The organism is Arthrobacter sp. UKPF54-2, assembly GCF_007858535.1.
GTDB lineage: Bacteria > Actinomycetota > Actinomycetes > Actinomycetales > Micrococcaceae > Arthrobacter.
On the sequence record NZ_CP040174.1, the window covers coordinates 3,351,503 to 3,366,586 of the forward strand.

The following is a 15,084-nucleotide window of genomic DNA, read 5'->3' on the forward strand; positions in this document are numbered from 1 at the left end:
TGTATACAGCGGACGGCGCAATTTACCCCTTCTGGCTAAAAAGCTGGGCCAAAACGTGAATTGTGTATACACTGATGGGGTCAGCCAACAAAGGAGTCAGGATGCGCGCCAGCGACAAGGCCTACGCGGCCCTGCGCGAGGACATCATCGAATGGCGTCTGGCGCCCGGAACCGTGCTCGCCGAAGTGGAGCAATCCGAGCGGCTGGGTATTTCCCGGACCCCGCTCCGGGAGGCCCTGAGCCGGCTCACCGCCGAAGGGCTGACGACGACGGCCGGCGGCCGCGGCGTCGTCGTCACCGACATCTCGCTGGAGGACATCGACGAGCTTTTCGAACTGCGCGAAACTCTGGAGGGCAAGGCCGCCGCGCTGGCGGCCGAACGCGGCGTCGCAGCGACGTTCGAGCTGCTGCAGCGCGAGCTGTTGCGGGCGCCGGAGCTGATCAACGGCGCCGACCCCGCGCGGCACGACTATTACAGCCTGGTAGGCCGGCTGGACACCGCCATTGACGCCGCGATCTCCAATTCCTACCTGGCCCAGGCCATGCGCAGCCTGCGTGTGCACCTGGTCCGGGTCCGCCGGCTCGCGGCGGACGACGCCGAACGCCTCACCGCCGCCGCCGCCGAGCACGCCGCCATTGCCGAAGCGATCGCCGCCGGCAACCCCCGGCTCGCCGAGGCCGCCACCACCGTGCACCTGCACCGCAGCCTTTCCCACGTCAAAGCCACCCACGTGCCTCATGAGAAGGAGAACCATGGTTAAGGAACACCAAGTCCGCGTTTACAAGAGCGAGGAAAACCTGGCCCGCGAGGACCAGCTCGCCTACAAGATCGCCAAGGTCGCCGCGGATCCCGTCGCGGTCTCCGACGAGGTCACCGACATGGTGATCAACCGCGTGATCGACAACGCCTCGGTGGCCATCGCCTCCCTGAACCGCGCACCCATCGTCGCGGCCCGCGCCCAGGCGCTCACCCACGGCCCCAGCACCGGCGGCAAGGGTTCGAAGGTCTTCGGCATCGAAGAGCGTGTCTCCCCCGAGTGGGCTGCGTGGGCCAACGGTGTGGCCGTCCGCGAACTCGACTACCACGACACCTTCCTGGCCGCGGACTACTCGCACCCCGGCGACAACATTCCCCCGATCCTCGCCGTCGCCCAGCACGTCGGCGCCAGTGGCCAGGACTTGGTCCGGGGCATCGCCACCGGCTACGAGATCCAGGTCAACCTGGTCAAGGCCATCTGCCTGCACAAGCACAAGATCGACCATGTGGCCCACCTCGGCCCCTCGGCCGCCGCCGGCATCGGCACCCTGCTGGGCCTCGACGTCGAGACCATCTTCCAGTCCGTGGGCCAGGCGCTGCACACCACCACCGCCACCCGGCAGTCCCGCAAGGGCGAGATCTCCACCTGGAAGGCCCACGCCCCCGCATTCGCCGGCAAGATGGCCGTCGAATCGGCCGACCGTGCCATGCGCGGCCAGACCTCGCCGGTGCCGATCTACGAAGGCGAAGACGGCGTCATCGCCTGGATGCTGGACGGCCCCGACGCCAACTACACCGTGCCGCTGCCCGAGGACGGCGAAGCCAAGCGCGCCATCCTGGATACCTACACCAAGGAGCACTCGGCCGAGTACCAGGCGCAGGCCTGGATCGACCTGGCCCGCAAGCTCCACGGCGAACACCCCGAGGTCACCGACCCGGCCAACGTCGAATCCGTACTGATCAAGACCAGCCACCACACGCACTACGTGATCGGTTCCGGCGCCAACGACCCGCAGAAGTACAGCCCCACCGCCAGCCGCGAAACCCTGGACCACTCCATCCCGTACATCTTCACGGTGGCCCTGCAGGACGGCGCCTGGCACCACGTGGATTCGTACGCCCCGGAGCGCGCGGGCCGCCCCGACACCGTGGAACTGTGGCACAAGGTCACCACGGTCGAGGATCCGGAATGGACCCGCCGCTACCACTCCCTGGACATTGCGGAGAAGGCCTTCGGCGGCTCCGTCGAGATCACGCTCAAGGACGGCACCGTCATCACCGACCAGATCGCCGTCGCCGACGCGCACCCGCTGGGCGCCCGGCCGTTCGCCCGCGAGCAGTACGTCAACAAGTTCCGCACCCTCGCCGCGGGCCTGGTGGCCGAGGACGAGATCGAGCGTTTCCTGGCCGCCGCCGCGCGGCTTCCCGAACTCGCCGCCGGCGAGCTCGACCAGCTCAACATCAAGGCCGCCGACGGCGTGATCGACCTGGCGTCCGCCCCGAAGGGACTCTTCTAATGCTGTACTCGAAGACCACCCCGGAGCAGAAGCGGATCCGTTTCCGGGAGCTGCTCGCCTCCGGCACGATCCAGCAGTTCCCGGGCGCGTTCAACCCGCTCTCGGCCCGGCTAATCGAGGAGCACGGCTTTGCCGGGGTCTACATCTCCGGCGCCGTCCTCGCCAATGACCTGGGCCTGCCGGACATCGGCCTGACCACGCTCACCGAGGTGGCCACCCGCGCCGGGCAGATCGCCCGGATGACTGACCTGCCCTCGATCGTCGACGCCGACACCGGCTTCGGCGAGCCGATGAACGTCGCGCGGACCGTCCAGGAACTCGAGAACGCGGGCCTGGCCGGCCTGCACATCGAGGACCAGTTCAACCCGAAGCGCTGCGGCCACCTCGACGGCAAGAACGTTGTGGACCTGGAGACCGCCACAAAGCGGATCCGGGCCGCGGCCGATGCCCGCCGGGACCCGAACTTCCTGATCATGGCCCGCACCGACATCCGGGCCACGGATGGGCTGGAGGCGGCACAGCAGCGGGCCAAGGCCCTCGTGGAGGCCGGTGCGGACGCGATCTTCCCGGAAGCCATGAAGGACCTCAGCGAGTTCCAGGCGATCCGCGACGCGGTCGACGTGCCGGTCCTGGCCAACATGACCGAGTTCGGCAAGAGCGCGCTGTTCACGGTGGACGAGCTGGCCGGCGTCGGCGTCAACATGGTGATCTACCCGGTGACGCTGCTCCGTAGTGCCATGGGCGCTGCTGAGCGTACTCTGGAAGCGATCAAATCCGACGGCACCCAGGAGGCACAGGTTTCGAGCATGCTGACCCGTGCGCGGCTCTATGACCTCGTCGACTACGAGGCCTACAACCGCTTTGACACCGGGGTCTTCAATTTCCAGATCCCCGGCATCTGACACCCCCACCGGACTTCCGGCCCCGGCCGGTCAACAGGCGTTAGGAACAAAGGAGTTTCAGCATGGCTGAAAATGAGATCAAAAAGGGCCTTGCCGGCGTTGTGGTGGACTACACCGCGGTGTCCAAGGTCAACCCGGACACCAACTCGCTGCTGTACCGCGGTTACCCCGTCCAGGAGCTGGCCGCCAAGTGCAGTTTCGAGGAGGTGGCCTACCTGCTGTGGAACGGGGAGCTGCCCACCGCGGAGCAGCTGGCGGAGTTCACCGCACGCGAGCGCGCGGGACGTGCCCTGGATCCGGTGGTCAAGCAGGTCATCGATGCGCTGCCGACGACGTCGCACCCGATGGATGTCTGCCGGACGGCGGCTTCAGTGATGGGTGCCCGCCACCCGCTCGCCGAGGACTCCTCCCGGGAGGCCAACATGGCCAAGGCGGTGGACCTGTTCGCTGCCATGCCGGCGGTGGTCGCTTACGACCAGCGCCGCCGGCACGGCCAGGGTGTGGTGGAGCCCCGCGAGGACCTGGGCTACTCCGCCAACTTCCTGTGGATGTCCTTCGGCGAGGAGCCGGTCCAGGAAGTTGTGGAGGCCTTCAACGTCTCGATGATCCTGTACGCGGAGCACTCCTTCAACGCCTCGACCTTCACGGCCCGGGTGATCACCTCGACCCTCTCCGATCTGCACTCCGCCGTCACCGGCGCGATCGGCGCCCTCAAGGGGCCGCTGCACGGCGGCGCGAATGAGGCGGTGATGCACACCTTCGACGAGATCGGCATCCGGCAGGAGGAGTCGCTCGACGAGGCAGCGGTTCGGGCGAAGGCCTGGATGGAGGACGCGCTGGCGCACAAGAAGAAGGTTATGGGCTTCGGCCACCGTGTCTACAAGCACGGCGACTCCCGGGTTCCCACCATGAAGGCGGCCCTGGACAAGATGATCGCGCACTACGGCCGTCCGGAGCTGCTGGGGCTCTACAACGGGCTTGAGACCGCGATGGACGAGGCGAAGGCAATCAAGCCGAACCTCGACTATCCGGCCGGGCCGACCTACCACCTGATGGGCTTCGACACCGCGACGTTTACGCCCCTGTTCGTGGCCAGCCGGATCACGGGCTGGACCGCGCACATCATGGAGCAGCTGGATTCGAACTCCCTGATCCGCCCGCTGAGCGAGTACAACGGCGTCGAGGAACGGCACGTGCCGTAGCTCCCGCCATAGCAATAGCGCGGGCCGGCCACCTTTTCAAGGTGGACGGCCCGCACTTTTGTTGCTAGTCCTGCATCTTCAGGCTCACGATCATGGCCTTGAGCTTTTTGTACTCCGGGGTCCGCATGTAGTCCTCGGCCTCGGCCAGCGAGTTGAAGATGGGGTCATCGTTCCGCTGGCTTTGGTAGGTCCGGTCGGCGAAGGACAGTGTGCCCTTGGGCGCACCGGACACGAACGAGAACATCATGCAGCTGTCCTTGACTTGCCCGCTCACGTTGTCGACCAGGCCCACCTGATAGTCGAAGGCACCGCCGTCTGCCCGCATATCCAGAACGCGGTAGGAAAAGTGCACTCCCCTTGCTTTGGCCCACGGCGTGTCCAGGGCCGGCGCGGTGTCGAGTTCCGTCATTTTGTAGGGACCCGGACCGCAGGCGCCGCCAACTCCGCCAGTGGCGCCGTGGTAGAGCTCGGCCACCTGCATCCTGGCTTCGTTGAAGACGATGATTTTGGTGCCCGGGTAATCGGCGGGCCGGTCCGTGGATTCCTCTACCGTCCAACGGTCAGGCAGGTTGAACGAGACCCCGGCCGAAGCACTCACGTATCGCCCGTTTGTCACTCCGCTGACCGTGCCGTCCGTAGCGGGTGCTGATGTTGCCGACGGCGTTACGGCCACCGGCGCCGCTGTGGCGGGCGACGGCGTCGCGGTCGTGGCGGCGGCGGAGGCTGTCGCTGCGGCCTCCGTGGCCGTCGAGGCCGCAGAGGGGGCCGGCTTCGCTGCGCCCATGTTGGCTGCCACGGCGATGCCGCCGCCGACAACCGCCAGGGCGACGACAACGAGGGCGACCGCCAACGGCCAGCGCCGGCGGGCCACGGTGTCCGTGGACTCTTCCTCGTCGTAGGGATCCCCGTCCGGGAAGTCGTGATTGTCCGAGCCCATGCCCTGCCCCCAAAATAGTCTGTGTGCCGCTCGCCGCTTTGCGAAGGTGGTGCGTGGATTGCTGCGACGCGATGTTCGAACCCTAGGCTACCGGCGTCGACGCCGCATTCCCGGAAGCGCCGGGATCACATTTTTGCATCACCGGGTTTGCCGGCCCGCGGGCAGGTCACCCGATGTGGTTCCGTGCCGGGCCGGGTAGCGGACGGAAGCGACCGTCTCGTTGTCTTGATTGAGGACCACCACGACGTCGATGGTTTCACCCGCCAGTGCCGGCGGCAGCCAGTGTTCGGCGTCCTGCCACATTCGCGCCAGCGGGAGCCCGCCGACGTCGAACCATCCGGGCGTGATTTCCGGGCTTTCGGCGGGCTCACCCTCCCAGCGCCGGGTGGTGAAGAGCCGGCAGGACATGTTCCAGGCGGGCCGGGCGGGAAAGATGAACTCGACGACGCCGGCGTGGGCGAGGTCCTCCTGGAGCACCACGACGCCGGATTCTTCCCAGACCTCGCGGACCACGGCCTCGGCGTCGCTCTCCCCCGGTTCCACATGGCCGCCGATGCCCACGATCTTGCCGACGCCGAAGCCGGTCCTCTTCAGGCCCAGCAGCACCTCGGTACCGCGCTCCGATTCGCGGAGCAGGAAGCAGAGGGTGACTGGCGTGGACGTCATGTTCTCAACCCTATAACCGGCGCCGTGGGCCGCAGTCATCCGGCGGCCGGACCATCACCCACGAGCTGCGGGCGCAGTTCGACCGGGATCCCGTTCTGCGCGAATTGTTTGTCCATCGCCTGCTGCGGCGTGAGGCCTTCGTTGTTCGTGGCCTGGGACTCCCAGTTCAGAACGCTGGACCACCGTTGCCGGACGTCGCAGAGGAAACGGCCGTTCTGCAGTTTCGCGATCTTGAACCAGGCGTTGCCGCCGTCGAGCTGCAGCGCCCGGACCCCGTCATCGGAGATGGAGTAGGCGAGCCATCCGCCCGCGCACCCCAGCACCGTGTAGTAGCCCTGTTCTGCGGGGGCAATCGGGATGATCGCCCGCACTTGATCACTGCGCTGCTGGTCCACATTGTCCAGGGTGCAGGCGACCCCGCCGGTGCTCAACGCCGTCTGAGTGGGGGACGGCGTGGGAGCGGCAGCGGACGGCGTTGGGGAGTTTGACGTGGCGGTGGCCGAGGCGGCGGGCGCGGGGGGCCCTGTCTGGGCGGGTCCGGGCGCCGGTGGTGGCATGAGGTTGCCGCCGACAACCACGGCGGCCGCCATTGCTGCAGCGGCAAGCAGCGCCGCCGCGGCCGTCCGCACGCCGGTCCGCCTCACCCCCGGGCGCCTCGCCGGGGTTCGCCCTGCGAGGCTGACGATGTTTGGGTCGTCGGAGTAGACCATCGAGCGGGCCGGCTGACTTTCCGGCGCAGCGCCGGGTGCTTCCACCCGCGGCTTGGCATCCCTCATGAGCTGTTCGATCCGGTCCATGGCTAATCCTTCCGTTCGGTCATGAGGTGGGAGGGGGCGGCTTTCGCGAATGCACGGCGGGCCCGGTGCAGGCGGACCGCTGCAGCCGACGTCGAACATCCCAGTGCCTGGGCCAGTTCAGCGGTGGTCAGATCGTCCCAGTAGCTGAGCATCAGCACTTCACGGTCGCGCTCCCTGAGGTGCACGAGCACTTCTGCGACGGCGGACCGTTCTTCGGTGTGTGGCGCGGGGACATCGGTGCGGGCTTCCTCTTTGAGCCGTTCCACCAGTTCCTGTCTGCGCCGGCGGCCTTTGTACTCATTCCCGACGACGTTGCGGGCGGTCGCCAGGAGCCAACCGATGCCCGGCGGCTCCGGAAGCTGTTTTTCCCAGGCGATCCGGAAGACATCGGCAGCCAATTCCTCGGCGCGGTGCCCGTCGTTGATGCGGCACGCGATGTAGCTGTACACCCGCGCGGAATGCTGGGTGTGCAGGTCTATGAATGCTTGCTCTTTCGCAGCCAATATGATGGTTCCCCCGGACATCGGATGACTTCTTCCTGAAGACTAAGTGTCCCGTCAGGCACGTTTTCTTACACGAACCAATAAAAACATTCACCCGGCGGGGAATCTGGCAGGATGTGCTGATGGCCTTCACTTTGCGCGAGCCCGCGCTTCCGGATGCACCTCGGATCGCTGAACTGCATGTGGCCGCGTGGCGGGAGGCGTACTCGCATTTGCTTCCTGAGGGGTTCTTCACCGCGGAGTACGTCCAGGGCCGGCACCTGATGTGGAAGCAGATTCTAGAGAACCCACGCCCCGGCTGGAGGATCAGAATCGCGGAGCACAATGCACGGGTCGTCGTTGCTGGATGGGGCCGTGGGCGATGGTCCAGCGATGCTTTGGGTTGCCAAAGACAATCCCCGGGCGGTCGCGTTCTATCGACGCAACGGTTTTGCCTTCGACGGCACGAAGCAGACCGACCCCGTTGCTCCACGGATCATCGACGCCCGCATGGTGCGGTAAGAATCCTGGGCTTTGGCAGGCTACCGCAGGGTTGATTGGGGCGCCCCGCGAAAGCGACGCCACGGGCCTTTCAAGCGCAACGCAGCAGGGACCTAGACGGCACACCGTGCTCGGCCGAGAACAGAGTCCATTCCGGGAAAGGGTCCTCAGGCAGCCCGTCCTCTGGCTCGAGGTACTGCCCGGGATCCGGGGGTGGTTCGGGTTCAGGAGGCCACCCAGAATCCAGGTCCCGAATCGTGTCCGCAACCGCGGCGGCCGGGGGCCAGTGGGGTGGTTCCCAGTCCTGGTGTTCGCTGGTGTAGGTCCGTCCGGCGGGTGAGGTCCATCCGGGAGGACCGGTTTTGCTGGCTGCTGTGGGTCGCCACGCGGAGCCGTGTTTGAGGCGGTGGTGTTTGCGGCAAGGCTGGCCGAGATTGGTGATACCGGTGGTGCCGCCGTCGGCCCAGGCCAGGAGGTGGTCGGCGTCGTTGTCCAGGGAGGCGTTGTGGCAGCCCGGGAAAGGGCATTTGCCGTCGCGCAGCCGCAGCCATTGCCGCAGGGCCTTCGGAACCCGGTAGCTGGTCCGCCCGATTTCCAGCGGGGCTCCGTCACGCGGGTCGGTCAGGACCCGGTAGAAGGACTCGGCGCCGCCGGCGACCAGGCGCCGGGCCATCGACGGCGGGATCGGACCGTGCCCGTCCAGGACCGCGGGTTCATCGGCGACGCCCAGGAGGGACAGGGCCGGAACAGTGACCAGGACCTGCGCGCGTGGCGACGGCACACCCCCGGCAAGACCCTCAGGCAGTCCTTCGCCCTGGCCGTCGACGGTTTTTGCATCTGCCGCTCCCCCGCCAGAGTTTCCGCTGATGAGCAGCCAAGTCGCGGCGATGTCGGCGCGGAGCTGGGGCAGGGTCCGGGGTTCGGCCGGGCCCTGCAGGGCGCGGGCGGCGGCAGTGGTCCGTTCCCAGATCCCTGCGGCGGTGTCGGTGGGCAGGTAGGCCGAGAGCCAGGCCATGCCGTCACGGTCCGGGCAGTACTCCACGCCCCGGTCGCCGGCGCATTTGGTGTGGCGGGTTTCGATGCTGACCGGGTGGTGGCGTTCGCGCCAGGCGCGGGCTTTGGCCCGGAACCGGCCCGGGACGAGTTCCCCGGCCGGGCAGCCGCGGGCGGGGTGGGGTGCTTCGGGGTCCAGGAAGTGCGCTTCCAGCGCCGCCGCGCCGGCGGGGTCCAGGTTCGCGGTTTCGTCGACCATGATCCGGGCGTGCTGCCAGGAGATCGTTCCGGCCTGCAGTGCTCCCAGGGTCAGCGGCAGCCCCGCCGTCAGCGCCAGGGCCTCGGAGATCAGAGCCCCGGCGCCCCGTTCGCTCACAGTCAGGACACAGGCAACCTCGGAGACCACCGCCATTTCCCGGACGGTGCATTCCTGCGGCGTCGCCCGCGGCGGGGCCAGGGCGTCGGCCGCCCGGACGTACTCCGCGGCCAGCCGGACCTTCAACGCCGCCATCCGGGCCTCCCCACGGGCCACCTCGGCCAGGCCGTCCAGACACCTATCGGCTACTGTCCGCAGCGGATCGGAGGACTCGACGCCATCGTCCATAACGGCAGCCAGCGCAGCAGCGGACGCTGCAACAGCCGCCAGCGCCTCCCTGGTCTCCGAAGTCAAAGCCGCTCCGCTTTTCATAACCCCAGACTAGAAGGAGGCACCGACAAAAAGACTAGCGCCCCGCGCTGCTGCACTGCCTGAACCCGCGGCCAGTCGTAGCGCAAACAGCTAGCGCGGCAGCCAGCGCGGCAACAGCCGCCAGCGCCTCCCTGGTCTCCGCACTGGTCTCCACACTCCGAGCCGCTCCGCTTTTCATATCCCCACACTAGAAGGAGGCACCAACACTCATGGGGGGGCGATCGCGACGGGGATCCGAAAGGCCGACGTCGGGCGAAACTCGCGCTGAGGAGAAAGATATCGGGGAGGCGGCCCGGAGCAGCCGGCAAACCGCCAGCAACGGCGTCCCGCGCCGAGGCCCCGCCTACCCCAGCGCCCTCGGGTGCGCGGCGGCGTAGATTTCGCGGAGCGTGTCCGCCGTAACCAGGGTGTACACCTGCGTAGTGGTCACGGACGCGTGGCCCAGCAGCTCCTGCACCACCCTCACGTCCGCCCCGCCCTCGAGCAGATGGGTCGCGAAAGAGTGCCGCAGGGTGTGGGGCGAGACGTCTTTGGTGATGTTGGCCTTGTCGGCGGCCGCCTTGAGGATGGTCCAGGCGCTCTGCCGGCTGATCCGGCCGCCCCGGGCGTTCAGGAACAGCGCCGGCGTTCCCTTTCCCTTAGCGGCCAGCAGCGGCCGGCCCCGGACCAGGTAGGCGTCCAGGGCGCGGGCTCCGAAGGATCCCAGCGGCACGAGCCGTTCCTTGGAGCCCTTGCCGAACAGCCGGACGATAGCAGGGCCCGGTTCGTCGTCGCCCTGCAGGGAGACGTCGTCGACGTCCAGGCCCACGGCCTCGCTGATGCGCGCCCCGGTGGAGTACAAGAATTCAAGCAGCGCCCGGTCACGCAGGCCCGTGGCCGTGTCCGTGCCGGCCGCTTCCAGGATGCGGGTGACCTCGTCCACCGAAATGGCCTTGGGCAGCCGTTTGCCGGGCATCGGCGGGTGCACGTCGCTGGCGGGGTCCGTAGGCGTGACGCCCTCCAGCGCCCAGAACTTGTGCAGTCCGCGGACCGCGACCACTGTCCGGGCCGCCGAGCGCACCCCGAGTGCAGAGCCGCCGTCGGACCCGTCCGAGAGCGCCTGCACGAAGCCGGTCACGTCGCGCCGGGTGATCTCCTCCGGGCGCTCCCGGCCGGCGACGGCGAGGTGCCGGGCGTAGCGGGCGAGGTCGCGGCGGTATGCCGAGAGCGTGTTGGCGGCCAGTCCGCGTTCCACCCCCATGTGCTGCAGGTAGTCGGTGATGGCGCGGTCGACGGCGGTCGGCGGCCGGACGGCCGGTTCTGCGGCGGGCGCGGCAATAGGCTCCGCAGCATCAGGTTCAGTGGCCTCGGGCCCGGCCGCCAGCAGTCCGGTCATCAGCGCTGGCTGGGGTGGGCGGGCCACGGCGCACCGGCCGGGCGGAGACTTTCGAAGCGCTCGGCCTTTGCCGCGGCGGCGGCAAGGACGCCGACGACGGCGGACGGGTTGTGCAGGCGGCCCTCCAGCACGGCGCGAACCGCGTCCTCGAGCGGGATCCAGTGCAGCTCGATCTCCGCTTCCTCGTCGGTGCGGACATGCAGCTCGTGGCCGGGGACGTCGCTCAAATCCCGGGCCAGGTAGATGCGGATGGCCTCACTGGAGGAACCGGGCGAATTGAAGAAGTCCGCCAGCACGTTCCAGCGCGCGGCCACCAGGTCGGCTTCCTCCGCGAGTTCCCGGGCCGCGCCGGCAACGAAGTCCTCGCCCTCGACGTCGAGCAATCCGGCCGGAATCTCCCAGAGGGCCATGCCCACCGGGTGGCGGTACTGCTTGATCAGCAGGATCTCGCCGGCCTCGTTCATCGGGAGCACAGCCACGGCCCCCGGATGGTCGATGTAATCGCGGACCAGGGGTTCGCCGTCGTCGCTCAGCCGGAAGCTGTCGCTGACGACATCCCAGATCCGGCCCTGATAGACCTTCTCTGAAGACAAAAGACGGCGCGGGCTCGGCTCGTCCGAAACCTGCCGTGCAGCATTGGGGGTCTCAGACTTACCGGGCATCGCGCCGTCCTTTGATTCAGTTGGGAGTTACTTCGACGCTGCCGGGGTGGTCCTGGCAGCGGCCTTGACGGCCGTGGCGGCAGGCTGGCCCGCCCCGTGCTGGTGGTCCAGCGCAGCCTTGACCAGTCCGGCGAACAGCGGGTGCGGGCGGGTGGGCCGTGAGCTGAGCTCCGGGTGGGCCTGGGTGGCCACGTAGTACGGGTGGACTTCACGGGGCAGCTCCACGTACTCCACCAGCTTGCCGTCCGGGGAGGTTCCGGAGAATACGAGCCCTTCGGCGGCGATCTGCTCACGGTACTTGTTGTTGACCTCGTAGCGGTGCCGGTGGCGTTCGCTGACCTTCGTGGCGCCGTAGGTCTCGGCGATGACGGAACCCTCGTCCAGCTTGGCTTCGTACAGGCCCAGGCGCATGGTGCCGCCCAGGTCGCCCTTGCCGTCAACGATGTCGAGCTGCTCTTCCATCGTGGCGATGACCGGGTACTTGGAGTCCGGCTCGAATTCGGAGGAGGATGCGCCCTCGAGGCCGACCACGTTGCGGGCGTACTCGATGACCATGCACTGCAGGCCCAGGCACAGGCCCAGGACCGGGAGCTTGGACTCGCGGGCGTACTTCAGGGCGCCGAGCTTGCCCTCGAGGCCGCGGATGCCGAAGCCGCCGGGAACGCAGATCGCGTCCACACCGTCCAGGGACTTGACCGCGCCCTCGTGGGTTTCGCATTCGTCCGAGGGGACCCAGCGGATCTTGACCTTGGTGTTGTTCGCGAAGCCGCCGGCGCGCAGCGCCTCGGTCACGGAGAGGTAGGCGTCCGGCAGGTCGATGTACTTGCCGACGAGGGCGATCTCCACCTCGTGCTTGGGGTTGTGCACGGCGTCGAGGAGCTTGTCCCAGCTGGTCCAGTCGACGTCCTTGAACGGCAGGTCGAGGGCGCGGACGATGTAGGAGTCCAGGCCCTGGGAGTGCAGCGTCTTGGGGATGTCGTAGATGCTCGGCGCGTCCGGGCAGCCGATCACGGCGTCGATGTCGACGTCGCACATGCGGCCGATCTTCTCGCGCATGGCCTGCGGCACGTCGCGGTCCGAACGGATCACGATCGCCTCGGGCTGGATGCCGATGGAGCGCAGCGCGGCAACGGAGTGCTGCGTCGGCTTGGTCTTGAGCTCCTGCGAGGGGCCGATATACGGCACCAGCGAGACGTGCAGGAAGAAGACGTTGTTCCGGCCGACGTCCTGGCGGACCTGGCGGGCGGACTCGAGGAACGGCTGGGATTCGATGTCGCCGACGGTGCCGCCGATTTCGGTGATGATCACGTCCGGGGCGTTTTTGCCCTCGGCGGGCAGGCGCATCCGGCGCTTGATTTCATCGGTGATGTGCGGGATGACCTGGACGGTGTCGCCGAGGTACTCGCCGCGGCGCTCCTTGGCGATGACCGTGGAGTAGACCTGGCCGGTCGTGACGTTGGCCGAACCCTCAAGGTTTTCGTCGAGGAAGCGCTCGTAGTGGCCGATGTCGAGGTCCGTCTCGGCGCCGTCGTCGGTGACGAAGACTTCGCCGTGCTGGAAGGGGTTCATCGTGCCCGGATCCACGTTCAGATAGGGATCGAGCTTTTGCATTGTTACAGACAGGCCGCGTGCCCGCAGGAGGTGACCGAGGCTCGAAGCCGTCAGTCCCTTACCGAGCGAGGACGCCACACCACCGGTTACGAAGATGTGTTTGGTCGTCTTGGACGAGCCCGGGAACCGGGAATTTACACGGGAATTTGATCGCTGCACCACGGAGTTCGAGCCTATCATCAATTCGGTCTTTCTTGGGTCGGCAAAACGCCGTTGTGATGGTCATCCCAGTCCCGAAGAACCGGCCGGGCCGGTCACGCCTGCTGGGGCAGCAACTTCGCGTCGTCGAGCAATTCCTGGGCGTGGGCGCGTGCCGATTCGGAGTCTTCCTGGCCGGCCAGCATGCGGGCGAGCTCACGGACCCGCTCCGCCTCGTCGAGGAGCTGGACGTCGCTCGAGGTGAAGCCCGTGGCCGTGGCGCCGTCGGCTCCGCGCACGGAGGTCTTGGTGACCCGGATGTGCTGGTCGGCGAAGGCTGCCACCTGCGGCAGGTGGGTGACCACCAGGACCTGGACATGCCGGGCGAGCATGGCCAGGCGGCGGCCGATTTCGACGGCGGCGCGGCCGCCGACGCCGGCGTCGACCTCGTCGAAGACGAAGGTCGGGACGGGGTCGACGGCGGCGAGCACGACCTCGATGGCGAGCATCACGCGGGAGAGTTCACCGCCGGAGGCGCCCTTGCCCAGCGGCCGGGCCGGCGCACCGGAGTGCGGCTGCAGCAGGAAGGAGATCTCGTCGACGCCGAACGGGCCCAGCTGCTCGCCCGGGTCGACGTTGATGACAAGGGTGGCGTCGGCCATTGCCAGGGCGGTCAGTTCCGCACTGACCCGGGCGGAGAGGTCCTTGGCGGCCTTCTTCCGAACCTTGCTGATGGCCGCGGCCTGCTTCCGGAGATCAGCTTCGGAGCGGGCTACCTCGGCGTCCAGCGCCTCGATCCGGGTGGAGTCGTCCTGGAGCTCTTCGAACCGTGCGCGGGCCTGTTCGGCCCAGGCCAGCACCTCGTCGATGCTGGGCGCGTATTTGCGCACCAGCTTGGCCAGCGCGGCGCGGCGGTCTTCGATTTCGGCGAGCCGTTCCGGGCCTTCGGTGTCGAGGGAGGCCTGGTAACTGGCCAGCTCGGTGGCGATGTCGTTGAGCAGGAAGCCCACCTCGGCCAGCCGGGCCGCGGCGGAGCCGAGTTCCCCGTCGTGTTCGGCGACGTGCTCCAGGGTGCGCTTCGCGGCGTCCACCAGCGTGGTGGCGTCCGCTTCCTCGCCGAAGTCCTCGGAGATCAGGGCCTGGTGCGCAGTGCTGGCGGCAATCCGCAGCTCTTCGACGTTGGCGAGTTTGACGGCCTCGGCCTTGAGCGATTCGTCCTCTCCCGGCTGCGGATCGACGGCGTCGATCTCGGCCAGGGCGGCCTCGAGGGATTCCGCCTCGCGCAGCCGTTCGCGGGCGGCGCTGCGGAGTTCGTCCAGCTCGGCCTGGCTGGCCTTCCAGTGCCCGTGCAGCTGCTGGTAGGCGGCCAGGGAACTGGCGAGGGACTCCCCCGCGAATTTGTCCAGCGACTCGCGCTGGGCCACGGGGCTCTTGAGCCGGATCTGGTCGGACTGTCCGTGGACCACCACCAGCGTCCCGCCGATCTCGGCGAGGACGCCGACGGGGGCGGTGCGGCCGCCGAGGTAGGCGCGGCTGCGGCCGTCGGCTCCGACGCTGCGGGCCAGCAGCAGTTCGGCGCCGCCGTCGAACTCCTCGACCTCTGCCCCGGCCTCGCGGGCGCGGTTGACCGCGGCGTGCCCGGCGTCGAGCTTGAGCACGGCTTCGGCAGAGGCGCTCTTGGCGCCGCTGCGGACGGCGCCGGCGTCAGACCTGGCGCCGAGGAGGAGGCCGACGGCGGTGACCACCATGGTCTTGCCGGCGCCGGTCTCGCCGGTCACCACGCTCAGGCCAGGGCCCAGCGGGAGCGTCGCGTCGGTGATGACGCCGAGGTCGCGGATTCTCAGTTCTTCAAGCAT

At 68.1% G+C, this 15,084-nt stretch carries 13 protein-coding genes; 4 read left to right on the top strand and 9 right to left on the bottom strand.

What is annotated here, in order from left to right:
- Nucleotides 1-101: 101 nt before the first annotated feature.
- The 4 genes from E7Y32_RS15415 (at nt 102) to E7Y32_RS15430 (ending at nt 4,378) form a co-directional block, all read left to right on the top strand.
- Complete coding sequence (locus tag E7Y32_RS15415; protein WP_146337889.1) at nt 102-761, top strand: GntR family transcriptional regulator; 660 nt, start codon at nt 102-104, stop codon at nt 759-761.
- Nucleotides 754-2,274, top strand: a complete 1,521-nt coding sequence (locus E7Y32_RS15420) for an MmgE/PrpD family protein (RefSeq protein WP_146337890.1) — start codon at nt 754-756, stop codon at nt 2,272-2,274. Before E7Y32_RS15415 ends, E7Y32_RS15420 begins: the two co-directional genes overlap by 8 nt.
- Complete coding sequence (prpB, locus tag E7Y32_RS15425) at nt 2,274-3,176, top strand: methylisocitrate lyase (RefSeq protein ID WP_146337891.1); 903 nt, start codon at nt 2,274-2,276, stop codon at nt 3,174-3,176. Before E7Y32_RS15420 ends, prpB begins: the two co-directional genes overlap by 1 nt.
- A gap of 62 nt (nt 3,177-3,238) precedes the next feature.
- Nucleotides 3,239-4,378 (top strand): bifunctional 2-methylcitrate synthase/citrate synthase, encoded by a 1,140-nt coding sequence (locus E7Y32_RS15430; RefSeq protein WP_146337892.1) that lies wholly within the window; start codon nt 3,239-3,241, stop codon nt 4,376-4,378.
- Nucleotides 4,379-4,442: 64 nt separating this feature from the next.
- On the opposite strand, the gene E7Y32_RS15435 is transcribed toward E7Y32_RS15430, so the two are convergent.
- From E7Y32_RS15435 to recN, 9 genes are all read right to left on the bottom strand, one after another.
- The gene (locus tag E7Y32_RS15435; RefSeq protein ID WP_146337893.1) at nt 4,443-5,315 is read right to left on the bottom strand and encodes a hypothetical protein; all 873 of its coding nucleotides are present in this window, start codon (nt 5,313-5,315) and stop codon (nt 4,443-4,445) included.
- A gap of 138 nt (nt 5,316-5,453) precedes the next feature.
- Entirely contained in the window at nt 5,454-5,981 is a 528-nt protein-coding gene (locus E7Y32_RS15440) for an 8-oxo-dGTP diphosphatase (RefSeq protein ID WP_146337894.1), read from the bottom strand.
- Nucleotides 5,982-6,016: 35 nt separating this feature from the next.
- A complete protein-coding gene (locus E7Y32_RS15445) occupies nt 6,017-6,778 on the bottom strand; it encodes a hypothetical protein (protein WP_146337895.1) in 762 nt (253 codons plus the stop codon).
- 2 nt (nt 6,779-6,780) lie between these two features.
- Complete coding sequence (locus E7Y32_RS15450; protein ID WP_146337896.1) at nt 6,781-7,302, bottom strand: RNA polymerase sigma factor; 522 nt, start codon at nt 7,300-7,302, stop codon at nt 6,781-6,783.
- A gap of 550 nt (nt 7,303-7,852) precedes the next feature.
- Nucleotides 7,853-9,442 carry an HNH endonuclease signature motif containing protein gene (locus E7Y32_RS15460; RefSeq protein WP_146337897.1) on the bottom strand — a complete coding sequence of 530 codons (1,590 nt, stop codon included), beginning with the start codon at nt 9,440-9,442 and terminating at the stop codon, nt 7,853-7,855.
- A gap of 343 nt (nt 9,443-9,785) precedes the next feature.
- Nucleotides 9,786-10,817, bottom strand: a complete 1,032-nt coding sequence (gene xerD, locus E7Y32_RS15465; RefSeq protein ID WP_261382473.1) for a site-specific tyrosine recombinase XerD — start codon at nt 10,815-10,817, stop codon at nt 9,786-9,788.
- Nucleotides 10,817-11,479: an NUDIX hydrolase gene (locus E7Y32_RS15470; RefSeq protein WP_146337898.1), complete on the bottom strand. Its 663-nt coding sequence runs from the start codon at nt 11,477-11,479 to the stop codon at nt 10,817-10,819. The genes xerD and E7Y32_RS15470 overlap by 1 nt, the downstream gene beginning before the upstream one ends.
- Nucleotides 11,480-11,506: 27 nt before the next feature.
- On the bottom strand, nt 11,507-13,270 hold the full coding sequence (locus E7Y32_RS15475) for a CTP synthase (protein ID WP_261382649.1): 1,764 nt from the start codon (nt 13,268-13,270) through the stop codon (nt 11,507-11,509).
- Nucleotides 13,271-13,344: 74 nt separating this feature from the next.
- Nucleotides 13,345-15,084: a DNA repair protein RecN gene (recN, locus tag E7Y32_RS15480; RefSeq protein ID WP_146337899.1), complete on the bottom strand. Its 1,740-nt coding sequence runs from the start codon at nt 15,082-15,084 to the stop codon at nt 13,345-13,347.